This is a genomic window from Paenibacillus radicis (ex Gao et al. 2016), from assembly GCF_014641555.1.
GTDB lineage: Bacteria > Bacillota > Bacilli > Paenibacillales > Paenibacillaceae > Pristimantibacillus > Pristimantibacillus radicis.
Genome location: NZ_BMHY01000001.1, coordinates 231,054 through 254,961, shown reverse-complemented (window position 1 = coordinate 254,961; position 23,908 = coordinate 231,054). Strand labels below are relative to the sequence as shown.

Sequence of the window (23,908 nt, the reverse complement as noted above, 5' to 3'; positions counted from 1 at the left end):
AAGGAGGAATGGCCATGCCACTCGTTATACCGCAACCATTATCTGTAGAAGAATGGGCAGAACGCCCTGTGGACGAGAAAGATGTACTTGCCATACTGGATTCATCCGTCTGGGCTCCTAATGACGGACTGCGCGAACCTTGGCGGTTTATTTATATAAACGGAATTGACGGCAAAAATGCATTACCGGGACATCCCTATGCTCCGGCACATTTGATCGTTGTAGCTAGTCTGAACGAATCCTCACACAAGCAAGTAGAGGATCTGTGCGCCGTGTTCGCACTCATTCAAAATTTCCGATTGCTCGCCAGTGAATATCAGCTTTGTGTGCGAACCGTTATCGAGACTGGAATGCACGCTGCAGATCTCCAAACACGCTTCCGGTTAGGTCAGCAGGAACGAATTGCTGCTGTGCTGGATTTGGGATACGCCGGAGCTGCTTCCTCTCAAGCAACAGACCGGGCAAACATTCAGTTGCAGATTGATGCATTCTAAGTTCAGCAACATTCCTGCCTGTATCTGCTAAAAAAAACGGATGCCAAGTTAATCGGCATCCGTTTTTTCCCTATTGCTTATTTGCGTGCAGTTAGCCTTTCAATTTGACTAGGAACGTTTTGATCTCATAAGGCTTAAGCTCAAATACAGGGGCAGACAGCAAACCGTCCACCAGCTCCTTCTCCATCAGATCGCATTCCTGCATGGACGAAATTCCATAATCACTGCCAAGCTCCACCTGCGTTCTTACACCGGCAAATTCATGTACACGCAAAAGCAGCGTATCGCTATCCTCAGCCTTTTTAACCGCATCCACCATGACGTTTGAAGCAGACAGCGTAAACAAGGACACTGGCGTTTGCGCATACTCGGCTTTACTGATTGTCAGCGGATTGTTTAACGCCCATGCTTCTTGCACGGTTCCGCCTGTATACCAGTCGCCGCTATGCGGGAACAAGGAATAGGTGAACGAATGCATGCCAATATCAGCATTTGGATCCGGATGGATCGCGGATTTAATCAGCGACAAACGAATGACGTTATCCTTAATGTCATAGCCGTATTTGCAATCATTCAGCAGGCTGACCCCATAGCCGCGTTCCGACAGATCCGCCCATTGGTGGCCTACTGTTTCAAATCGCGCCCAATCCCAGCTTGTATTCCAGTGAGTCGGACGTTTCACGTTGCCGTATTGAATGTCGTAGGTCGCTTCCGTTGAACGAACATCCACAGGGAAAGCCACCTTCAGCAGCTGCTGATGTTCCTGCCAATTGATTTCGGTCTTAAAGTCAATTCTTCGGCTATCCGTATAGACCGTCATATATTGCGTAATCAACGACTTGGCGTAACGCCATTTAAAGACGACCGTTGCAGACAGCGGCCCGTTCTCTACCAGCTCAGCAGAGATCAGATCCGTTATTTCACGCATTTTTTCCTGATAAAAAATATCTACATCCCATGCATCGAAATGAAGCGGCTTATCTTCAAATACTTGAAGCACGTTGCCGCGCGCTTTTTCTGCCAATACCGTGCGGTTGTGATCAAGGTCGAATATACGAACAAGCTGGCCGTTCTCATTCCACTCCAATTCGTAATGCGGCGTCACTAGCTGACGGCCTTCCAAGCGGAATGGCGACTCTGCTTTTGCTCCAGAGTCCTCTACAACTTGGAACCGAATGCCCGCCATTCCAAGCGAAGGCACCGATGGCGCTTTAACGAGCCAGCGTCCATTCTGATATTGAGCTTCTAGTTCTTGCCCTTTTGCATCATACCAGGCGCCGTCGGCATCGCCGTCAATAGCGATAAGATCTTCTCGCACCCAAGGCGAGCTGTTCATTACCGTCATTTGCCCTTCATCTGCTTTCGCTGCGCCCAGCGCGCTTGCCGCATTAGACCAAGCTTGATCGGCTAGCTGCTGCGCCTCTGCATACTCAAGACGGCTATCCTCATAAACCTCGGCAATGGAGGTGCCCGGAATAATATCGTGGAACTGATTGCGAAGAATGATGACCCAGCCGCGATTAATGTCTTCCTGCGGGTAGCTGCTCCAGTCCTGACGTGCTGTTGCCGAAAGAGCATGCAGCCACTCGGTTTCACGATACAGAAGCTCCAGCTTGCGGTTCATTTTTTTATTGTACGCTTGGCTGGTGTACGTTCCGCGGTGATACTCCAAGTAGAGCTCGCCATCCCATACATGAACATAACGATCGGTTTCTTCCACAGTTTTCACCAAGCGCTTAAAGTAATCGTCCGCTCTGCCCGTCTTCACAGTTGGCAGCCCTGGCATATCCTCCAGCCGCCGGCGCATTTCCAGCATCTCGCGATTAACCCCGCCTCCGCCGTCACCGTAGCCGTAGGACAGCAGCAATTCCTGGTTAACTTCTTTATCTTGATAAGCATCCCAGGTTCCTTTTACCGTCTGCGGAGAAATCAATCCGTTATACGTATAGAAGAAAGAATTGGCCTCTTCCCAGTCATCTGGCGTTGTAATAAAATGCGTAACGATTTCGGAGCCGTCAATGCCCCGCCATTTGAACGTATCATGCGGCATGCGGTTAATTTGATTCCAGCTGATCTTAGTCGTCATAAACGCATCAAAGCCGGATTTGCGCAAAATTTGCGGAAGCGCCCAGCTATAGCCAAATACGTCAGGCAGCCACAAATAAGTGCTCTCTACACCAAACTCATCGCGCATAAACCGTGTGCCGAACAGGAATTGACGGACGAGCGATTCGCCAGAGGTCAAATTGCAGTCCGCCTCCAGCCACATGCCTCCGCCGATCTCCCAGCGGCCCTCACGAACCCGTTCTTGAATTTGCGCGTACAGCTCCGGATAATCCTCTTTAATATAAGCGTACAGCTGAGGCTGCGTTTGCAAAAATACATAGTCCGGGAAACGTTCCATTAAGCGCAATACCGTCGAGAAGGAGCGCGCGCATTTCTCCCGTGTATGCTTCAGACGCCATAGCCAAGCTACGTCAATATGCGTATGTCCGATTGCCGTAACGTTAACGGGATGGTTGTTCTCGATTTCATTCAGCTCTGCATGAAGCTGCTCGCGGGCCGCATATACGGACTCGCAGTAAGCATCGGAGCCGGGCACTGCCCAATCGATAAGCAGGAACGCACGGTCAAGCGCCTTGAGCAGACGCATACGGTCATGGCTGTTAGCATCTAGTACTTCAATCGTTTCCAGCACTGCGCGTCCTGTGTAATACAAATCGTCGATTTTTTCATCCAGCCAGCAAAGCTCGGCTGTATTAATCGTATGCTTCTGATCACAAGGCACTCCGCCGCCTTCGAGACCGGACCATAGGCGAATATCCATCTTCCCTGTTGTTCCTGCCGCATTCTCGGGAAGAAAAACTTCTTGATGGTTGGAATCCACGCCTTGATACGGTTGTCCATTCCAATACAACAACGACTCAAAGCCGCTGTTATTTCCTCCGCCCGTCTCGCCGAAATCAAAACGGCCCATTATCGCTTTTCCCGCCCAAGCCGCAGGGATGTCTGCGTTAGCAGTCAGCCACAAATAACGGTCCCGGCCAACCCAGCTCTCCCCGGTCCTAAGCTTGGAGGAAGAAGCGGCAGCTGGCGGTCTTCCGCCAATCGCACCTGCTTCGTCCTCTGTAGCCCAGAAGCTTTTCAGCTTGATTACGTCTCTATAACGAGTCTTGCTTAGCTCTTCAAGCCTTGCACCCAACTTTTTCTCTGTAAATAACATTGGCTCTCGCCCTCCTTTAATGGCCTTTTGCTTACAGCTGTTCCTCAAGCTTCAGCAGATTCTCCAGACTAAGCGCCAGACTGTCGAGCGGGCTGCCCGGGCAATAGTCCTGCTCTACCGCAAACCATTCGACGCCATTCTCCAGTCCCCAGCGCAAGATCGGTATAAAATCGATGAGTCCCGTTCCAATTTCAGCAAAATACTCTTTTCCGTCGCTCGTCATATCTTTCAAATGCAGAATCGGCATCCGCCCTGCATAATTGCTAATGAAGGTTAAAGGATCAAGACCGGCCTTCCGGACCCAATACGTATCGATTTCCGGATAAATAGCCGGGTCATCCAGCAAATATTCAAGCGCATATTTCCCTTCAAGCTTCGTATGAAATTCAAAATCATGATTGTGATAACCCGGACGGAAGCCAGTCCCTTTTACCTTTTCCGCTACGCTTAATAAATCCTTGCGCACACTTGCATAGCCTTCTGGCGTTTGCAAACCGTCCGGAAGCGAGTGGCAAATAAAGTCCTTGGTCTGAAACAGGCGGCCTTCCTCGAGCACAGCATCCAAATCATTGCTCATTCGTTCAAGGCCAACGTGCATGCCTGCTGTTTTTAGACCTAGCTCGTTCATAATAGCAGCTATATCCTTAGCCGGATTTCCGTGCAAGCCGTCGATTTGAACGGCAGTCCAGCCCATTTTATGCAGCTCGCGCAATACCCCTTCAAAGTCCTGCTTCAGCTCCTTGCGAACGGTAGACAGCTGCGCCGCTAATTGATGTCTGATCTTCATACTTAGATCTCCTCCCTGATCAAATCAAGCCACTCTACCTCTTGAGGCGTTAATTCCAAGTTCATAGCCTCAATTGAAGACTGCAGCTCTTCTTGATTACGAGGACCGATAATCGCACAAGTAGGGAACGGCTGATTCAATACATAAGACAAGGCAACCTGAATCGGCGTTACCCCTTTCGCTTCGGCAATTTGTACAGAACGCTTATATCGTTCCCAGTTATTGTCGCTGTAATAAACACGAACCATTTCTTCATCAGATTGATTCTCTGGCGTAAAGTGGCCGGAGAAGAAGCCTCCTGCTTGCGCCGACCAGGACAGCAGCGGCAATTGATTGCCGGCATGCCACTGGCAAGTGCTCAGATCTGCGGATACGCAGCCCTCCCAGCGTGGCTCATTAGGCTTTGCCAGACTCAGGTTTGGACTGTTAAACGTAAAGCCCGTCAATCCGTGGGCAGCGGCATAGTCATTGGCTTCCTGAACACGATGATGGCTCCAGTTCGATGCGCCAATGACGCGAATACGTCCCGCTGCCAAATGCTCGTTGAGCTCCTCGATCACCGGGCCGACTGGCGCTGCCGGATCGTCACGGTGGAGGGCATACAAATCAACATAAGAAGTGCCTAGCCGCTCCAGGCTTTCCGTCAAATCTTTGCGGATGGCTTCAGGGTTAACACGTGCGCCTGGGCTTCCATCATCATGATGGGCGCCCTTAGACAAAATCACGACCTTTTCCCGCAAATGATTTTCGGCAAGCCATTGTCCAAGCACCTGCTCTCTTCCGCGATATTGATGCGCGGTATCAAATACGTTGCCGCCCGCTTCAATATAAGCAGACAGCATCTGGCGCTGCGGCTCCTCGAGCACTCTTAAATCGCCTGTGCCCATTACTAATCGGGAGAGAGGCTTGTCTACACCTGGAATATGCAATTGCTTCATTATGAACTCCTCCTTTGATGTCTCGCCAATCGCCAATTACCAATTGCCAAACGCAAAGCCGTAATTTATTCTTCATCCTCGCTGAAAATCGGACGAATGGTCAGCTCGAATGCAAAGGCTTGATCATTCAATTGATATTCGGGCAGCAGCTCAGGACCGCAAGAATTCGATCCTGCTCCGCTCATTTTGTAATCCAAATGAACGATCGTTTCTTTGCGCGCCTTCAGCTCATAAGTATGCATAGCTGCAGTCAAATCCTCAGGCATGAAATGGGAAGCATTAAATGAAAACGGCTCAGTAGCCGCAAATCGTAATCCCATGCCTTGATGATTCGCTGCAATCGCCCACTTCGTTCCATAACGTGAACCGTTTTCTTGCGGCATAACATAATTTTCGAACATGTCATTTACCGTCGTATGAAACCGGCCCTGCCGTACATATTGACGCTTATCGATATAGCTCTCATCCGGGCCTAGCCCCTCATACTCGATCTGCTCCATTCCTTGCGGCAGTATGAGCTGAAGACCAAAGCGCGGAAGGAAAGGATGGTCCTCGGCAACCTTGATGTCGGTCTTAATCGCAATCTCACCGGTTGCGGCAATCTTCCATACCGCTTCTCCATGCAGAAGAACAAACTTGCCAACCGCTCCCATCGAGAAGGAACTCTCCATGTGAATAGAACCGTCAGTCTCCTGATTCCAATGCGTATGATAAGTTTTCATAACAGCCCGGTCATACCCGGCATCTTGCCACTTTTCCTTGATTTGCGCATCATTATCTATCGGGGCTCGCCATATCTTGTATTGCGCCGGAGCTGACAGCATCACAACGCCATTACGCTCTATCGACTGCAGCATACCGGATGCAAGATTGAATACATAACGGAAATCGAAGCCCTCCACTTGCAATAGTTGTCCCTGTTCGGCCGCATGCAGCGGATGCTTCGGACGGAACACAGCTTTCTTCGGCGCAGTCTGCTCCACAGGAAGCTCAAATTGAGCAAAAGCAAGCTCATAACCGCTATCTGCCCACTTTGTCTCCTGTTTAAGCTTGAAGGATAGCGTAAGCAAATTCACTTCCGTATCCGCTTGGTTCAGCTGATATGGAATCGTTACCTTATCGGAGTGATGAGGTGCGATGTTAGGTGCAGACAAACGGCCTTGCTGCATAATTTGCGCAGACGACTCCACTTTCCAATAGATATCCAAGTGAGACAAATCAACAAAGTCATAACGGTTTTCCAGTTCCAGAATACCTGTTTGAAGATCGATCGCTTTCACGACAACTGGCGCCATCACATACTTTAACTCCAGTAAGCCGGTATGCGGCTTGCGATCAGAGGATACAAGTCCATCGATGCAAAAATGCTTGTCGTTAGGGCTGTCGCCGAAATCACCGCCGTAAGCATAATAAGGCTTGCCGTCTTCTGCATGCTGCAAGATGCCATGGTCGGACCATTCCCACACGCATCCGCCGATCAGCTTCGGATGATTATAGAAGGCATCCCAATACTCGCGAAGATCTCCTGGCCCTTGTCCCATGGCGTGACTGTACTCGCACATAAATAAAGGCTTTGTATTCTTGTCATCCGTCGCATAAGCCACGATGTCTGGAACAGAGGTGTACATGCGGCTCTCAACATCCAGACAAGCGGTGTCCGTCAATCCTTCATTAATAGGAGCAGCGCCTTCATAATGAATCGGGATCGAGCGGTCACGCTCTCTCGTCCATTCCGCCATAGCGATATGATTGACGCCATAGCCGGACTCATTTCCCAGCGACCACATCACGACGCAAGGATGGTTTTTGTCCCGCTCCACAACCCGTACGATGCGGTCCAAGTAGGCTTCGCGCCACTCCGGGTTAGCCGACAAGCGGTGAACGCTCTGTTGGTTCCAATCGGGACCGGCAATTCCCATACCATGTGTCTCCAGATCCGCTTCATCGATCACATAAAAGCCGTATTCGTCGCATAACTCCATAAAACGGGAATCATTCGGATAATGCGCTGTACGAATGGTATTCACATTGTGCTGCTTCATCAGCACCAGATCCTGAATCATATGTTTAACCGGGATCGTCTGACCAAGCTCCGGATGTGAATCATGACGGTTCACGCCCTTTAGCTTGATCGATTGGCCGTTTACTAGAAACTGTCCGTCCGCCACCTTGATCTGACGGAAACCGACCGGGAATTTCAATACCTCTTCGCCGCTCATCAGGTAGAGCCGGTACAAATAAGGCTGCTCAGCATTCCACAGCTTCGGCTGCTGGACTTCAAAGGTAAGAGCTCCCTTACCGTCAATGACTGCTTGGGCAGAGGCAATGACATGTCCGTCAGCATCCTCGAGCTCGCCAGCCACCGTCGTTGAGCCTGTCGTCTCAATCTCTGTGGTCAGAACCGCTCTGGCGAACCCTTCATCGAAGGCTTGACGGTTAAAAACATCCTTCATATGAACCGTATCGCGAGCAAGCAGATAAACATCGCGGAAAATCCCCGTATAACGCCATGCATCCTGGTCTTCCAGGTAAGAGCCGTCGCACCATTTCAAGACCAGAACGGCCATCCGGTTTTTTCCCGGTCGAAGCTGGGACGAGATATTAAATTCTGCAGGTACGCGGCTTCCTTGGCTATATCCGACAAACTCCCCGTTTACCCACAAATAAAAGCAGGAGTTTACGCCCTCGAATACGATGTACTTCTCTTTTGCTTCCCACTCGTCGGCTATATTAAATTCTCGTACATAGGTTCCCGCCGGATTGTCTGTCGGAACAAATGGCGGATCCACGTTAAACGGATAGTTCAAATTGGTGTAATGACGCTGGTCATAGCCCTGCATCTGCCAACAGGAAGGAACAATCAAATCATCCCATTGCTCTGCATCGGTATGCGCTTCATAGAAGTCAGCCGGTACATCGGCAATGCTGCTGTAATATCGGAATTTCCATATCCCGTTCAACAGCTGATAATAGGGCGAATAACCGCGCTTGCCAGAGCTTGCACCTTCCTTATCGCCGTAAGGAATATAATGAGCTCTGGCCGCCTCACGATTAATTTGCATGACGCTTAAGTCTTCCCAATAACGTTTTATGTTCAGCATCCGTTACGCGCTCCTTTCAGGTACAGAAGATCAGCTAGTTAAAATATCCTTTCAGCATCAGCTTGTGAATCAATTCTGCAAACAAGCTGTTTGCCCATGCAAACCATGGTCTGGTGTAGCGCGCAGGATCATCAGGATGGAAGCCTTCGTGCATATAACCGGTATCGGCATCTGTCCGCTTGAAGGTCTCCAGCAGTTCCTTCATTTCCGCATCATCCTCGGAGGTGAGCGCCTGCATAGCAAGGCTAATATGCCATATGAAGCCTTTTGGCGTATGCGGGCTTCCGATTCCTCGCGCATATTCGCCGATATAATAATACGGATTATCCGTGCTGAGCAAAAACTGGCGTGTGTTTCTATAGATCGGATCATTAGCATCCGTATAACCAAGATAAGGGATCGACAGCAGGCTAGGTACATTCGCATCGTCCATGAGATTATAGTTGCCGAAACCGTCTGTCTCATAAGCGTAGATACGCCCGTATTTCGGATGAAGCACTGTTCCGTAATTTTGTATACCGAAATCAATTTCCTCGCGCAGCTCCTCGGCAAGCGCAGCCAAAGCTTCGTCCTTCCACACATCATTGGCAATTTCCTCAATATAACGAAGCACAACAACTGCAAACATATTGGATGGAATCAAGTAGCCAAAGGTGCAAGCATCATCGCTTGGACGGAAAGCGGACCAGGTCATTCCGGTATAATTAACCGGCATCCCCATGCGGTTATTGCGCAGCGTATCGCTAGGCGGGCAGTTTTCACGGGCGAACCGGTAGGGAGATTGTTCGAAGTGACGCTGTTCGACCTTCCAAAGCTTCATGATGATTCCGGCTGCTTCACGAAATTGATCCGTAAATACTTCCTTGCGTCCTGTCGCCTTCCAATATAGATAAGCAAGCTGTATCGGATAACATAGCGAGTCTATCTCGTATTTGCGTTCCCAGATCCAAGGCGTCAGCTCCGTTAAATCCTCATCATAGCGATTGCTGTTTGGCTCAACATTAAAGGCATTGGCATAAGGATCGATATGAATGTATCGGATTTGCCTTTCGACTAAGCCTTCAATAATTCCCTGAAGCTCTTTATCTTCTGCGGCAAGCGGCAAGTAATGCCGGACCTGTGCCACCGAATCGCGGAGCCACATGGCAGGAATATCTCCTGTAATGACGAATGTCGTGCCATCCTGCAATTCACTAGTCGTCGTTTCCAGTGTATTTGGATAACAGTTTCTAAACAGCTCAAGCAGCTTTGGCTCATGGGCCAGCTTCTCGTTCGCTTCTTCTAACAGCGCTATTACTGAGCTTGGGAGTTGCATGCGTGATCCGCTCCTTCATCCGCTTGCTGCTGTGCAATAAATTGCAGTAAATCTGCTTTGTCTATCAAGCCTGTGCTTCCGCCAAACGCAGACACCGACTTCGCGCCGCAGGCATTTCCGAGGATCAGACTGCTGCTTACATCCTGTCCGGTCAAGAAGCCCATTAAATAGCCGGCATTAAAGCAATCCCCTGCACCGGTCGTATCGATAGACTTCACACGAAACGCTGCTTGATGCGTAATAACGCCGTCTTTAATGGCTGCTGAGCCTTGCTCTCCCAGCTTAATCGCAACATTGCCGCAATATTGCGACATGTAGCGCAAGCTTTCATTTATATCCTCAAGACCTGTATAATGAAAGGCCTCGGTTTCATTCATTAAGAAAATATCTGTATACGTCATAAATTCAAAGATCCCTTTATACCATTCTCCCGTATCATCCCAGCCAACATCGCAGGATATCGTCATCCCTCTTGCTTTCAATTCCTTGGCCATTTTTATATAAGTCTCATGATTGCTTTTCCCTTTATATCCCGTAATATGAGCATGCCTGCCTTGTGCAATTTGCTCATAATCCAGCTCATGCATACGCAGCTCTGTAGTCGTACCGGCGTAGCTGATAAAGGAGCGGTCCTTATCCGGATTAAAGGCGATTGAAATGCCCGTTTGATTAATTTCACTCGTTTTTACCATTCTGGTATCGATACCATAATTGGAGAAATGATCCCGGACATAACGTCCATAGAAGTCATCTCCCAGCACACCGTTAAACGCCACGCGCAGACCAAGCTTGGCAAGTCCGAGGGAAAATATAGCTGCCCCTCCTCCAACGTTCAGCATGACATCATCCACATAAACCTCCTGACCTGGCAGAGGTATTTCACTCGCTCCTACAACCGCCAGATCGACATTGGCATCGCCAATAACTACAGCATCGAAATTTTTAACCATTCTGTCTCCCTCTTCCAGTCCACATTTATGTCTGCGATTGCTCCTCATATGGTCTGCAGCTTTCACGCACGACCAGCTTATGCTCGAAAATAACGTCATGTTTGGCGACGTTCTGCTCGCCTGAGATTAGCTTCAATAGCACATTAACCGTTTCTTTACCCATTTCCTGAATCGGCTGCCCCATCGAAGTCAAACGCGGACGAACCAATTCTGTCCATTGGCTGCCGTCAAAACCCATCACAGACATATCATCAGGCACCTTTAGACCGTGATCATGAATGCAGTTCATCGCTCCAAGCGCCATATCATCGCTGACGGCGAACACTGCGGTAGGCCGCTCTTCACAGGCAAGCAGCTGCTTCATAATCTCGTAGCCGCTAGGCGTTTTATAATCCCCGAAATGAATATATTCCTTAATAACCTCAATGTCATGATCCTTAAGAGCTTGAATATAACCGGCATAACGATTCTGACCCGAGGTCACGTCCCGCATATCACCGCCTATAAAAGCAATTCGCTTATGCCCAAGACCAATCAAATGACAGGCTGCATCATAAGCGGCATGAAAATCATTGATAATGACAGAGATAAAAGGCTGTTCAACGGGCTTTACGCTGGAAAAAATAATCGGAACTCCGAGCTTGCCAATCAGCTCTCGCGTCTCGTCATTCAACTTCTCGTGCATAATAATAATGCCTTCCACGCGCATTTCTTTGAATACCTGCAAATACTTATATTCCTTGTCTTCATCCTCCATAATGTTACATACGACAAGGTTATAATCATTTAAGCTCGTGGATCGTTCGATGCTGCTAAGAATCGAAGAATAAAAGCTTGACGTTATATCCGGTACGATAACCCCGATTAGATTGGTTTTGTTACGAACTAAACTGCGAGCAATGTGACTAGGTGAATAGCCAAGCTCATCAATTACCTTTCTGACTCTCTCCTTCAGGTCATCCTTCACATACTTTTCACCGTTCAAAACTCTGGAAACAGTCGTTACAGAAACACCCGCACGTTTAGCTACATCTTTAATTTTCGGTGCCATCATTATCATCCTACCTTCCGAATAACGTTTTAGCTTTTTACCGCCCCCTCCATAATTCCTGCAATGAACTGACGGCTTACAATTAGGAAAAATACAATCAATGGAATGGTAGCAAGCATCGTTCCTGTCATTACCATTGAATAATCTGATGTATGAGCAGCCTTCAACTGCTGAAGAGCCAGCACCATTGTAAATTTGGATGAATCAGTCAATACGATTAGAGGCCATAAATAATCCTCCCACACACCTACGAAAGTCGTAATGGCCAAGAAGGCTAGTGCTGGACGCAATACCGGCAAAGCTACATGCCAATATTGGCCAAACTTATTACATCCGTCAATTCTAGCAGCCTCAAGCAAGTCATCGTAGATAGCCAATGCGTATTGTCTAATCCAAAATATACCAAAAGCGGTTGCAATGCTCGGGATAATCAATGCTACATAGCTTCCAAGCCAGCCCAAATTTCTCATAATAATAAATTGAGGCACTAACAGCATTTGACTCGGAAGAATCATCGTACCAATCATAATATAAAACAGAATCTTTGAACCAGGAAATTTGAATTTAGCGAAAGTAAAGCCCGTAAGCGAGTTGAAAAACAATTGTAGGGTCGTGCTAACAACTGCAATAAATACGGTATTCAAAAATGCTCTGTAAAAATTCATGTTTTGCATGACATTGTCATAGTTATTCCAAAAATAACTGCCGAAGGTCAGTTTGGGAGGAAAGGCGAACATTGCACTGGTCTCGTTCGTAGACATGACTACAAGCCAATAAAACGGAAACACAGAAATAATAACACCAACTAGTAATAGTGCGTGAAAAAATACTTTCTTCGATAAAATTTCAACATTCATATGCGGTTCACCTCTTTTTCACTAATCCTCCGACTTGTTAAAGAACTTCCAGTTAATAAACGAGAAGAGACCAATAATGATGAATAAAATCCACGACACGGATGCGGCATAACCGAAATGCTGATATTTAAAGCCTTCGCGGAACAAGTACAAAACAACGGTATCAGAGCCCGGATATGGCGATTGCGGACCGGCCAATACTTGCGGCTCCGTAAAGATTTGAAATCCGCCGATCGTCGACATCATAATCGTAAACAAAATGATAGGTCTAAGGACGGGAAGCGTAATTTTCGTAAATTGCTGAAACAAGGTTGCGCCATCCAATTCGGCTGCCTCATAATAATCCTTCGGGATTTTTTGCAGGCCAGACAAATAAATAATGGCGTTATAACCCATATAGCGCCAGCCAATCATTAAAGCAATTACAGTCTGTACGCCTAGCTCAGAGTTAAACCAAGCAATTTTGTTCAACCCAAGCTCTGTCAGCAAATAGTTCATCAGACCAAATTCATTGCCAAAAAACGATTGAAAAATGATAACGACTGCTACCATCGCCGTAATATTGGGCAAGAAGAAAGCGATCCGAAAAAAGCTTTTAAACTTAACAAGCTGTAAATTAATAATAAAGGCAATGGCTAATGAAATGACCAGCATCGGACCGTTACTGAGCAGCCACAAAATGATATTGTTCTGAAGAGCCTTCCAAAATACCGGGTCATTAAACAGATAAACGAAATTGTCTAAACCAACATATTTCATTTCCCCGATTCCGTCCCAGCTATGGGCAGCTAAGTAGATGGAAAAGAAAATCGGGAATACGGAAAAACATAAAAACAAGATGTAAAACGGAGAAATAAACAGATATAACGTTCTGCTTTTATAAATCTCCTTTAAGAGTCCTCCCATGTTTATTCCTCCACTAAGTAGGATGTACAGGGAAAGCTGTGATGCTTTCCCTGCATTCTAGCGACTAACGTGAAAGCTGACGTTTAACTTTAGTTTGAGCTTCTTCCCATGCTTTGTTAGCATCCTTTTTCATGGTGTCTACTTTGGTCAAGCCTTCAATAATCGTGTTCAAAACCATGATGTCTTGTGAATTGCTAGGCGCAATCTGTACATCCTTAGCCGCTTCACTAAATACTTCGTTCAGGTTTTGTCCGCCAAAGAACTCATTTTTACTTTCCATTTCCGGCAGGCTGTAAATCTCCGGTGTCGAAGGATAGTTGCCGAATTCTTTATACGCTTGAACCAAGTTGTCAGGGCTTACCAGAAACTTGATCACTTCGTAAGCTTCTTTTGGATGCTTCGTATGTTTCAATGCGCCCAAGAAGGAGCCCCCTTGATTGCCAACTCCGCCTGGCGGATAAGCAATTCCCCATTTGCCCGTTGTATCCGGAGCAGCGCTGACCAAATCCCCAACGCTCCAAGAAGCGCCGTTAAAAGAGTTAATTTTGCTTGCATTAATCGCTGCGTTTTTCTCTGTATCGCTCGTGAACGGGAAGGTCAGTCCGTCTTGAAAAGCTTTAACTGAAAGATCCCAAGCGCGTTTTACATCCCCTTGATCACCGATATATTTCCCGTCTTTATCAAAGAAGTTTTCTGGGCTTTGACCAACAATCGATCTGAAGATATCAGCGATATTTCCCGTTTGGCTGCCGGTTTTATCTTTTACTTTCTTCAGCAGTTCAAAGTAATCTTCCCAGCTCTTCACTTGCTCGTGAATTTCCTGCGGTGTGCTTGGTACACCTGCTTGCTTAAACAAATCTGTACGGTAGAAAAGCACGACCGGCGCTACGTCAATCGGCAGCCCGATTAAGTATTGGTTCTCTTGATCTGCACCCAGCTTCCATTTCCAATCCAAGTACTGGGATTCAATATCGTGAGCGCCTTGGTCATACAGGTTCACAAATTGATTCTTGTACTCCAGCATGGAGGAGATCCAGCTGTCCATCGCTACAATGTCTGGACCCGAGCCTCCACCGGCAAGTGTCGTTCTTAACTTAGTAAGATAATCATCACCGGATGGCAGTTTTTCCGCTTCCAAGTTGATATTTGGAAACTTTTCTTTTGCCGCTTGCAGCGATGCATCAGAAATTGCACCGTTCCAATACCATAACTTAAGCGTAACTTTTTGATTTTCACTTTTATTTTCATTATCTGTTTTAGAAGGGTTTGAAGAACAAGCGGAAACGACTAGTGCAAGGCAGAGTGCCAATAAAATACTGGAGTATGTTTTGATTTTCATCGATATATTCCCCCTATTAGTAAACGATTGATTGCTTACCTCATTGATTAATCGGTCCTTTATTTGCCTGGCGTTCCTTCATTTATCTTTTGCATCACCTCCCTTAGTCATTCAATCTTACGTCCATTCATCAACTGGAACCGATACCATATTTGACATCATTGATATGGTATCGATACCATAAATGAGAATGCACTTAATGTGGTATCGATTCCATATTGCGACCAGAAATTATCTTCCTATGATGAAGCTTCGCTTGTATCCCTCATTGCAGGATATCTGGTATCGGTTCCATATTCGCTGTAACCGCTAACATATAAACCGCTTTCATCTTGTGATCATTATATACGCCCTCATTTACTTTGACAAGTGCCTTTTTCTTAATCATCTTTTGGTCTTGAGAATCACCCAAGCTCACTTGCATCGCAGTCTCCTCTCATCATGGTTACTTCATCACTGACATTCCTCGTTTCATCTTGAATATAGATCAAGCATCGACTATAATTCTAATTGAGAATAATTATCAATAAATTCGAGTGAAAGAGGTATCCTCATGAACAATAAAAACAGCTTACAGCTAGCTGGGATGCCTGACTATACGTATTATTTCCCTGTTGAAATTCATAGCTTGCTGGACGCCCTTCCTAATAATGGTCATGTAATTACTCGTGACTATCCTTTTTTGCTGGTCATTATGGATGGCAGCATACGACTTGTTATAAATGGATTTGAGCAGTCTCTACAAGGCCGTTCGGTGTTGTTATGCGATAAAGGCTCCAGCCTGCAATTAATAGAAGATCAAGCTCAACGGGCATTCCTCATTGCATACAATTGTACGACGCTAACTCATTCTGCTCCAAGGCCGCTGCCAAGCAGCAGGCTGCCTCTATCTTGCTCTTATCGTGCAGCTATGCTGGCTCTGGAGTTATATACCGCGTGGCAGTCAAGGTCTGAGCATCCATTTCGGGCTCAGCGGTTATTTCTTGAACTGATTGAACAGCTCCAGCTTGAATTAGAAGAAGCCCAATACCAAGGAAATGATTGGCTGCATAGCGTGCTAAGCCATATCCATTTGCATTATCGCGAAGAGCTTACACGAGAGCAGCTTGCCGCGCTGGGAAGCATTAGCCCCGAGCATTTCTCCCGGACTTTTCATAAGCAGATTGGCAGCACCTTTAGCACTTATATGAACACGCTGCGCATTAGGGATGTACAGCAACAACTGTTAACTGGAAATCCAAGTAACTTGCATGATCTAGCTCAGAAGGTTGGTTACAAAGACGGCTATTACTTAAGCCGCAAATTTAAGCAAGTAGTAGGGATCTCCCCCACTACATTCCTACGCAAGCCAAAACGCATTTTATCAACAAACTACAACTATACCGCGATGCTGCTTACCTTACAAACCCAGCCGGTTCTGGGTGCCTATTCTGCATTTGTGCAAACGCAATATTCAAGTGCACCAAATGATCAGGGACAAGAGCTTAGGTGGGATGGGAGCTACGGCAGTTATGAACAGATACAGACGCTGATGCCGGATGTCGTCATTGGCTTCGAGAAGTTGTCCGAGGACATGACACTGAAAAGCATTGCGCCTGTAGTCGCCATACCCTTTATGAGACTGGATTGGCGTGAACAGTTTCGTCAAATCGCGGAAATCGCCGGGAAGCAGCAGCAGGCAGAGCATCTGCTTGAGCAGTATAACCAGCAAGTTAAGCTTGCCAATATTCAGCTGGATAGAGAGCTCGGCGGCCGCGGAAGCCTTATTATATGGGAATTACAAGAGAATGCAGCCTATGCGTTTGGCAATCGTTACGGCCGCGGCGGTCATGTCTTGTATGATGATCTTGGCTTTCAGATCCCTGACCTCTTAATCCAAGAAGGAATAGGTACAACCGGTTATATTGAGGTGCCTTTGGATGAGATCTGCAATTATCCCGCAGATTATATCATTCTCTTGGATCTGCCCCATTCTCCGCAGACAGCACGACTATTTGATTCACCCGACTGGCTTGCGTTGGAGGCCGTTAAGCAGCAGCGTGTTGTGATTCTGAAGTATGCCGATCTCTTCTATGGATTTGACCCGCAATCCACCCTTGCACAACTGAAACTATTAATGGCCAGCTTCACATCATAAAATGCCATCCTGCCATATCATTTTGTGACATGGCGATAGGATGCATACAAGCTTAAAGTATTCAAGTGAGGATGATTATCATTATTAGAGATTGAGGGGAATTAAGCACATGAAACAAAACAAATGGAATTTTTCCTGCTTAGGGCTGGCATTACTCTTGCTCGTGCTGCTTCTAGCCGCTTGCGGGAACAATAATTCAAAGGCAGCCGGTAATAGCAACGTTCCGCCAGCCGCTGCAGCGACAACAGATTCACCGGAACCATCCGATGGAACGACAGCATCAACGACCAAAATCGTATCCACAAAGAATGGCGACATTGAAATCCCTGTCAAGCCGATGCGCATCGTAACCGATGACTATCTGGGTTCTTTAATTGCACTAGGGGTTACGCCTGTTGGTACGCCTGGCCTGCATTTGAAAAATCTCTATTTTGCCGAAGCGCTTAAAGGTGTTGAAGATATCGGCGACTATGGCAACGTTTCTCTGGAAAAGATTCTTGCGTTGCAGCCGGATCTGATCATCACAGCGGAAAATGATCCAGCCAAATATGACAATCTGTCCAAAGCAGCTCCTACTATTTCTGTTCCTTACGGCGAGCTGAAGAACGCCCGAGAAGAATTGACCTACTTCGGCAAGCTGCTTGGCCGGGAACAAGAGGCTGAAGCTTGGCTGACAGCCTATGAGGAAAGACTGGCTAAAGCGAAAGAACAAGTCGATCAAGCGATTCCGCCTGAGGCTACCTTTACGATCTTTGAAGATGTCGAAAAAGCCGTCTATGTGTATGGAGATAATTTTGGCCGGGGCGGTCAGCCTGTTTACCAGGCGCTTGGACGCAAACCGCCTTCAAACGTCGCAGCTGAAATTATGGAAAAGCAATATGTGGAGCTATCCAAAGAAATGATGGCGCAATATGCTGGCGATTATATCATTCTGACTTCAAACTCACGGACGCTTGAAGATTACAAAAAAGATCCGCTCTGGAATACATTAGATGCTGTCAAAAATGACCGTCTGTATGTGTGGAAGGAAGAGCGCTCCTGGTACTATGACCCCATCGCAGTTCTTTCGCAGACAGAGGAGCTTGCGGCATGGCTTTCCCAGAAACAACAAAAATGATGCAAATCGAATAAAACAAATTAAAGAAGCTGGTGGAGCTAGAGCTCCATCAGCTTCTTTAGCAATTGGCTTTTCCTCGCAACGCCGGCTTTCTTATAGATTCGGCCGAGATGCTTCTTGATTGCGGCTTGCGTAACGTTTAGCTTATTCGCAATTTCGGCAATGGAATCGATAGACAATACCAGCATAGCCACCTCACGCTCTTTGGCCGTGAAGCCGAATAGATGATCCGGTAATTTCGGTGCCAGAGATAAACCTGCGTTCTGGACCCATCGGTCGAAATATGCCCTGTGCCTCTCTCCGCGAATGTCCAGCATGAAGGTGGGAGAAGGAATATGCTCGCCGAAATCATAATGGGTAGCTCCCTCCACTTGATTGAAGCCCATCCGTCTAGTGATTTCTTGGTGATAAGGCAGCGGGCTCGAGAATGCCAACATCCCTGGTTTCAACAGGAGAGAAATTAGGAGGCGCATCAAAGCGGCGCGAGCCGCTATGCTATCATCTTTTCTTAGATCGACATGGTAGATGAATCTTCCCGCAGGCTGATCAGGGGAAGTACGGTACTCTTCCAACTGCTCGGGGTCTAGCGTGTTAAAAAAATGTCTGGAAACGGGTTGTACCTGCAAATATGACAAAGAGTCACGGTGAATCGGAATGAAAATCGCCAGTCCGATCGTTGCCCCTTCGTGGTTCTTGATCATTCTGACCGTATCCGGACCGAACGTTATCAACTTGACCGGCTCAAGGTTGCCGAATGCGATTCGGTCATGCTGAGCGGGAATGTCCATTTGATGCTGTTGCCCGGTTTGGGGATTGAAATAGCTTCGTTCGTAATCCGCTTCTGCTTGCATAACGTCTTGAATATGCTGCTCGGCTAGGTGAAGATTATCTGCATGAACCGTCTCATATTCGTATTCTCCTTGCGGCGTATCCTCTAAGAAGGTCGAGAGAAGGACAGAATCCTCGAGTCCGAAGATCAAATTTGCTATCGTATCCGTCATATTCCCTTCTGAGGACGGTGTGACGATTTCCCGATGATAGTAGGCAATGCTGCGATGCCGAAGCTGCTTGAAACGCTTAGGTGTACGGGCGCGAATTTCTTCGGAGAGGGTCGTTCTCAGCAGTGCATGAATACGATAGCCGCCCTTGCCGGGCCGGATGAATGAGAGATCGGTCAGCCTGCGGAAACTCGCTCCGGTAACGGACTCGCCAATCATCGCCTCTAGCAGCTCCTGATCGAAATTCCGGACGAGCGATGCAGCCTCTACCAATTCGCTAAGAGATTCGTCTGGAACCTCACGCAACCACCGGTACGTTAATTCCCGAAACAAGTCCTCCCGCTGATCGTCATTTTTCTCCGCGAATAGCTCTTCTAACGACAGACCAACTGTAAGTGACAAGGTTAACGGATGACCCAGCGTAAACGCATATAGCCGGCGCAATATCGCTTCGTCCACAATACCGAACCTCTCCGCATAGCTTGTACAGGCTGCTGTGTCAAACGGGTCAACCGGCACGGGCTTTACCAGGCTGCGCCATACCGGCGAAGCAAGCCAGCTTCCTTGTAGCGCATGGCGCCCTGAAATTATAAATAAGATATTGTCCCCGGAATGAGGAATAAAGCTTTCTCTCAGCCACCAATCGAGCTCGCCGAGTTCTTCATAAGTATCGATCGCTACGATGATACGAGTAACGTCTGCCATCTTATTCAGCTTTTTCAGGCAATCTTCGACTGGATGCTGTGTGATCTCGCCAGCAGGGGACGCCTGAAGCAGTGTGTTCAATTTTTCGCATAGCCCTTGTGGAGTATGTAGGAAATCATTGCTGTCTATAAGCAGGAATGGGACATGGCGCGATTCGGCTAATCTTCGGTATTCGTCAAGCAGAAAGCTTTTGCCGATGCCGCCTGTACCGTAAATGTTGAGGATCTTATCATATGGATATTCCTGCGATAAAAAATCAATGAACAGGCTTTTCTCTCTTTCACGGCCGACGAAAAACCGGCTTTCCATATACTTAATCCGATTCTCGCTCATCGCTCAATCTGCCTCTCATCTAGAAAAATGTATACCTAAGTATACTATAATTTCCACTTAGACGTTGTTAGGATTGGGATCATAGCAAACTCTGAGATTAATTGATGGGAGAAATGTAAGAATGAAGGGGATCAAAAGAGGCATGGTCGTTTTCCTTGCAGCATTACTGCTCACAAGCAGCTTGACACCGCTGGGCAATCGAGTTAGCGCCGCGTCGGCAAAAGGAATTATTGAGACGGTGGCCGGTACGGGTACACCCGGATATTCAGGAAATGGCGGGTTGGCTTCAAATGCAAAACTAAGGCAGCCAACTTCATTAGCAATCGATAGCGCGGGGAATTTGTATGTTGCAGATTCAGCTAATCATGTGATCAGGAAGGTCGACGGAACAGGCAAAATTAGCACGATTGCGGGAACGGGCTCAAGCGGATATTCCGGAGACGGAGGGTTAGCCACGTCTGCAAAACTTAATATTCCTAGAGGAATAGCGTTCGACAATAATGGAAATCTGTATATTGCCGATAGTGAAAATCATCGTATCCGAAAGGTTGATCCAAGCGGAAGAATCAGTACCGTAGCAGGTACGGGTACAATAGGATATTCAGGAGATGGAGGTTTAGCCGCATCTGCTTCATTTAACAGACCCGTGGCGTTAGCCTTTGACAGCAAGGGTAATTTATTTATCACAGAAAGATTAAATAGTTGTGTCCGGATGATTGATTCAGTGACTGGAATAATCAGTACGGTTGCAGGTACAGGTGCAGCCGGATTTTCGGGAGATGACGGTCCAGCCTCTTCAGCGAAATTGAAATATCCAATAGGAATTGCAATAGATAACTCCGGAGATTTGTATATAGCGGATACTGAGAATTTTCGTATACGGAAAGTTGACCTATTGACTGGAATAATTACTACTGTGAAAGCGCAATTAAGATATCCTAGTGAAATAGCAATTGATAGCGCAGGAAATTTGTATTTCGAAGGTTTGGACGATAACCATAGAATCCATAAAGTGGAGAAATCGACAGGGAATGTCCTCATAGTAGCGGGTATGGAAATAAGCGGGTATTCAGGAGATGGCGGATTAGCCACGTCCGCGCTATTGAATTTTCCCCTTGGTATAGTGATCGACAGTGCGGGTCATCTCTATTTATCGGATAAGTTGAATCATCGAATACGGAAGGTGACGTTCGCAGCAGTGCCTTCGGCACCGGCAAATCTAACTGCAACGGCAGGAACGGCTAAGGTGACACTGAACTGGGATCCGGTACGCGGAGTGGATGAATATAAACTATTCAGAAGCACGACTACGGGAGACTCCGGTTCAGAAATCGCTACTGTAAGCGGATCGGTATATAACTATGGGACGACCGGTTTATTAAATGGAACAACCTATTACTTTACCGTTAAAGCATCAACTCCCGGTGGCGTTAGCGGAGCTTCTATTGAAGCTAGCGCCACGATCCTGGCTCCGCAACTTAGCCCGGCGACAAGCGATTTCGATAAGAATGCCTCCGCTCAAGCGGATGTTACGACGACGATCATCTGGAACGGCCATACGCTTGAAAGGATATCTCTCGAAGGAACAGAACTCGTTGAAGACATCGATTACAGTTTATCTGGCAATGCAGTAACGATTAAGAAATCGTTCTTGGCCAGTCAACCAATCGGAACGAAGTCCCTCCTCTTCTCGTTCGCTAAGGGAGATACACTGACGTTTGCGATCGACATCAGCGACACGACTCCGGTACCGGGAGCACCGCTATTGAAGCCCGCAGCTGCTGGGGACGCGCAGGCAAGCTTGGAATGGAGCCCCGTGGGCGATTCATCAGGGTATACCATCTATCAAAGCGATAATTCTGCTGTGACTGGAATGGAGGTCGGTTCAGTCAGCGGATCGGTATATGGCTACACAGCGGCCGGATTAACGAATGGGATCACTTATTACTTTACAGTTAAGAGCACGAATTACAAAGGAGACAGCCCGCTCTCCAATACCGTTAGCGTTACGCCATTTACGGTGCCGGATGCGCCCGCAATCGGCACGGTGACAGCGGACAATGGACAGGCATTGGTCCCTTTCACGCCTCCTTCGAATGACGGAGGTCGTCCGATTACAAGCTATGAGGTGACCGCTTCACCCGGCGGCTTTACCGCAACGGGCAGCGTCAGCCCGATCAAGGTTACAGGGTTAACGAACGGTACGACCTATACATTCACGGTGAAGGCAATAAATCTGGCAGGAAGCGGAACGGCTTCAGCGGCTTCAAATTTCGTAACGCCAAGTGCGCCGCCGAGTGTTACGCCATCGGTTCCGGCTGAACCGGAGAAACCGGCGACTGGCGTGTCAGTGTCCATCAACGGCATAGAGGCGAAAGCTGGAACGGCAACTGTGGAGAAGGCGAACAGGGATGGCCAGCATACGACATCTGTCCAGCTGGTTCAAACCAAGCTGGAGGAGCAGCTTGCAGGAGCTGCGCGCGGGGCGGTCATCACCATTCAAGTCGATCCTCCTTCTGATGTTGCTAAGGTAGAACTTAATGGGCTGCTTCTTCAATACCTGGCAGAGCAGCAAGTGATTGTGGAAGTCCGGACCACGGACGCCACCTACAGAATGCCTCTCCAGCAGCTTGACACTCAGTTGCTGATTCAATCATTTGGAGACTCAGCGGCGCTGCAAGGGCTTAGGGTTCAGCTCGAAATCGCCAAACCGGCAGCCGAAACCGTGCAGCTCGTCGAGAACGCTGCGGCTCAAGGCGGCTTCGCCCTTATCTCTCCTCCAGTAAACTTTACAGTGAGGGGGTTCTACGGCAGTGCAGATAAAGAAGTAACCAAGTTCGGCACCTATGTGGAGAGAACAATCACGCTTCCGGATGGCACAGATTCCAGCCCAGCTGCGACTGCCGTCGTCGTAGAAGCGGATGGAACGGTCCGTCATGTACCTACCCGGTTTGAGACGCGTGACGGCAAGGTCTATGCAAAAGTATACAGCCTAACGAACAGCACTTACGCCGTCATTCGGCATTCGGTCGCCTTCAAGGATGTAACTGCGCAATGGGCCAAAGAAGCCGTGATCGATCTAGGTTCACGCATGGTCGTGAGTGGCGATACCAATTCCCTGTTCCACCCTGACCATGACATCACTCGCGCAGAGTTCGCGGCAATACTCGTTCGGGGCTTGGGACTGAAGGCCGACAGCAGCGCGGAATCGCCTTTCTCAGACGTGAGGCCGGATGCATGGTATAGCGGAGCAGTCCAAACCGCTCATACTTATCAGCTCATCAATGGCTTTGAAGACGGGACCTTCCGCCCCGAGGACAACATTACGCGGGAGCAGGCGATGGCAATCATTGCGAATGCGATGAAGCTGACTGGGCTGAATGACAAGCTTCCTTCGTCCCAAGCGGGAGATGAGCTGCTCAAGGCCTTCGCAGACGAGGTTCGTATAGCTGTCTGGGCAAAAAGCGGCGTCGCAGCCGGCATACAAGCCGGAATCATCTCCGGCCGCAGCGGTAAAGAGTTCGCTCCGAAAGCGTTCATTACGCGAGCGGAAGCTGCCGTGATCGTACAGAGATTGCTTCGGAAATCGGAGCTAATCGAATAGGTGCAATTGAATAGAGGCTGCTCCGGAAGGGATTTCAACACCTTCTGGAGCAG

General features: G+C 47.9%; 16 protein-coding genes. 4 read left to right on the top strand and 12 right to left on the bottom strand.

Translation table 11 applies throughout. The features are described 5' to 3' along the window. The first annotated feature begins 14 nt into the window (after window positions 1-14). Entirely contained in the window at window positions 15-494 is a 480-nt protein-coding gene (locus IEX98_RS01040) for a hypothetical protein (RefSeq protein ID WP_188887092.1), read from the top strand. Between the two features lie 91 nt (window positions 495-585). Here the strand turns inward: IEX98_RS01040 and IEX98_RS01035 are convergent, their stop codons facing one another. The 11 genes from IEX98_RS01035 to IEX98_RS00985 form a co-directional block, all read right to left on the bottom strand. Next, the gene (locus IEX98_RS01035; protein WP_188887091.1) at window positions 586-3,717 is read right to left on the bottom strand and encodes an alpha-mannosidase; all 3,132 of its coding nucleotides are present in this window, start codon (window positions 3,715-3,717) and stop codon (window positions 586-588) included. A 31-nt stretch (window positions 3,718-3,748) separates the two neighbouring features. After that, window positions 3,749-4,504, bottom strand: a complete 756-nt coding sequence (locus IEX98_RS01030) for a sugar phosphate isomerase/epimerase family protein (protein ID WP_229691921.1) — start codon at window positions 4,502-4,504, stop codon at window positions 3,749-3,751. Window positions 4,505-4,506: 2 nt separating this feature from the next. Beyond that, on the bottom strand, window positions 4,507-5,442 hold the full coding sequence (locus IEX98_RS01025; RefSeq protein ID WP_188887090.1) for an aldo/keto reductase: 936 nt from the start codon (window positions 5,440-5,442) through the stop codon (window positions 4,507-4,509). Between the two features lie 65 nt (window positions 5,443-5,507). Then, on the bottom strand, window positions 5,508-8,543 hold the full coding sequence (locus tag IEX98_RS01020; protein ID WP_188887089.1) for a glycoside hydrolase family 2 TIM barrel-domain containing protein: 3,036 nt from the start codon (window positions 8,541-8,543) through the stop codon (window positions 5,508-5,510). A gap of 34 nt (window positions 8,544-8,577) precedes the next feature. Further along, window positions 8,578-9,858: a glycoside hydrolase family 125 protein gene (locus tag IEX98_RS01015; protein WP_188887088.1), complete on the bottom strand. Its 1,281-nt coding sequence runs from the start codon at window positions 9,856-9,858 to the stop codon at window positions 8,578-8,580. After that, entirely contained in the window at window positions 9,837-10,808 is a 972-nt protein-coding gene (locus IEX98_RS01010) for a carbohydrate kinase family protein (RefSeq protein WP_188887087.1), read from the bottom strand. Before IEX98_RS01010 ends, IEX98_RS01015 begins: the two co-directional genes overlap by 22 nt. Window positions 10,809-10,833: 25 nt before the next feature. Beyond that, window positions 10,834-11,862: a LacI family DNA-binding transcriptional regulator gene (locus IEX98_RS01005; protein WP_229691920.1), complete on the bottom strand. Its 1,029-nt coding sequence runs from the start codon at window positions 11,860-11,862 to the stop codon at window positions 10,834-10,836. 26 nt (window positions 11,863-11,888) lie between these two features. Next, entirely contained in the window at window positions 11,889-12,716 is an 828-nt protein-coding gene (locus tag IEX98_RS01000) for a carbohydrate ABC transporter permease (RefSeq protein ID WP_188887086.1), read from the bottom strand. Window positions 12,717-12,737: 21 nt separating this feature from the next. Next, window positions 12,738-13,622: a carbohydrate ABC transporter permease gene (locus IEX98_RS00995; RefSeq protein ID WP_188887085.1), complete on the bottom strand. Its 885-nt coding sequence runs from the start codon at window positions 13,620-13,622 to the stop codon at window positions 12,738-12,740. 64 nt (window positions 13,623-13,686) lie between these two features. Then, a complete protein-coding gene (locus IEX98_RS00990; protein WP_188887084.1) occupies window positions 13,687-14,961 on the bottom strand; it encodes an ABC transporter substrate-binding protein in 1,275 nt (424 codons plus the stop codon). A gap of 265 nt (window positions 14,962-15,226) precedes the next feature. Continuing rightward, complete coding sequence (locus tag IEX98_RS00985) at window positions 15,227-15,385, bottom strand: hypothetical protein (RefSeq protein WP_188887083.1); 159 nt, start codon at window positions 15,383-15,385, stop codon at window positions 15,227-15,229. A gap of 129 nt (window positions 15,386-15,514) precedes the next feature. Between IEX98_RS00985 and IEX98_RS00980 the strand changes: the two genes are divergently transcribed. Continuing rightward, window positions 15,515-17,098, top strand: coding sequence for an AraC family transcriptional regulator (locus IEX98_RS00980; protein WP_188887082.1), 1,584 nt, complete (start codon window positions 15,515-15,517; stop codon window positions 17,096-17,098). Window positions 17,099-17,207: 109 nt separating this feature from the next. Beyond that, window positions 17,208-18,215, top strand: a complete 1,008-nt coding sequence (locus tag IEX98_RS00975; protein ID WP_188887081.1) for an ABC transporter substrate-binding protein — start codon at window positions 17,208-17,210, stop codon at window positions 18,213-18,215. Window positions 18,216-18,253: 38 nt separating this feature from the next. Here IEX98_RS00975 and IEX98_RS00970 read toward each other — a convergent pair whose 3' ends face one another. Further along, complete coding sequence (locus tag IEX98_RS00970) at window positions 18,254-20,251, bottom strand: hypothetical protein (RefSeq protein WP_188887080.1); 1,998 nt, start codon at window positions 20,249-20,251, stop codon at window positions 18,254-18,256. A gap of 121 nt (window positions 20,252-20,372) precedes the next feature. On the opposite strand from IEX98_RS00970, the gene IEX98_RS00965 reads away from it, so the two are divergent. Then, window positions 20,373-23,855, top strand: coding sequence for an NHL domain-containing protein (locus IEX98_RS00965; RefSeq protein WP_188887079.1), 3,483 nt, complete (start codon window positions 20,373-20,375; stop codon window positions 23,853-23,855). The last annotated feature ends 53 nt before the right edge of the window (window positions 23,856-23,908 follow it).

Bases quoted from the DNA above. Each gene is read 5' to 3' on its own strand.
- IEX98_RS01040 (WP_188887092.1), top strand. From the start codon at position 15: ATGCCACTCGTTATACCGCAACCATTATCTGTAGAAGAATGGGCAGAA.
- IEX98_RS01035 (WP_188887091.1), bottom strand. From the start codon at position 3,717: ATGTTATTTACAGAGAAAAAGTTGGGTGCAAGGCTTGAAGAGCTAAGC.
- IEX98_RS01030 (WP_229691921.1), bottom strand. From the start codon at position 4,504: ATGAAGATCAGACATCAATTAGCGGCGCAGCTGTCTACCGTTCGCAAG.
- IEX98_RS01025 (WP_188887090.1), bottom strand. From the start codon at position 5,442: ATGAAGCAATTGCATATTCCAGGTGTAGACAAGCCTCTCTCCCGATTA.
- IEX98_RS01020 (WP_188887089.1), bottom strand. From the start codon at position 8,543: ATGCTGAACATAAAACGTTATTGGGAAGACTTAAGCGTCATGCAAATT.
- IEX98_RS01015 (WP_188887088.1), bottom strand. From the start codon at position 9,858: ATGCAACTCCCAAGCTCAGTAATAGCGCTGTTAGAAGAAGCGAACGAG.
- IEX98_RS01010 (WP_188887087.1), bottom strand. From the start codon at position 10,808: ATGGTTAAAAATTTCGATGCTGTAGTTATTGGCGATGCCAATGTCGAT.
- IEX98_RS01005 (WP_229691920.1), bottom strand. From the start codon at position 11,862: ATGATGGCACCGAAAATTAAAGATGTAGCTAAACGTGCGGGTGTTTCT.
- IEX98_RS01000 (WP_188887086.1), bottom strand. From the start codon at position 12,716: ATGAATGTTGAAATTTTATCGAAGAAAGTATTTTTTCACGCACTATTA.
- IEX98_RS00995 (WP_188887085.1), bottom strand. From the start codon at position 13,622: ATGGGAGGACTCTTAAAGGAGATTTATAAAAGCAGAACGTTATATCTG.
- IEX98_RS00990 (WP_188887084.1), bottom strand. From the start codon at position 14,961: ATGAAAATCAAAACATACTCCAGTATTTTATTGGCACTCTGCCTTGCA.
- IEX98_RS00985 (WP_188887083.1), bottom strand. From the start codon at position 15,385: ATGCAAGTGAGCTTGGGTGATTCTCAAGACCAAAAGATGATTAAGAAA.
- IEX98_RS00980 (WP_188887082.1), top strand. From the start codon at position 15,515: ATGAACAATAAAAACAGCTTACAGCTAGCTGGGATGCCTGACTATACG.
- IEX98_RS00975 (WP_188887081.1), top strand. From the start codon at position 17,208: ATGAAACAAAACAAATGGAATTTTTCCTGCTTAGGGCTGGCATTACTC.
- IEX98_RS00970 (WP_188887080.1), bottom strand. From the start codon at position 20,251: ATGAGCGAGAATCGGATTAAGTATATGGAAAGCCGGTTTTTCGTCGGC.
- IEX98_RS00965 (WP_188887079.1), top strand. From the start codon at position 20,373: ATGAAGGGGATCAAAAGAGGCATGGTCGTTTTCCTTGCAGCATTACTG.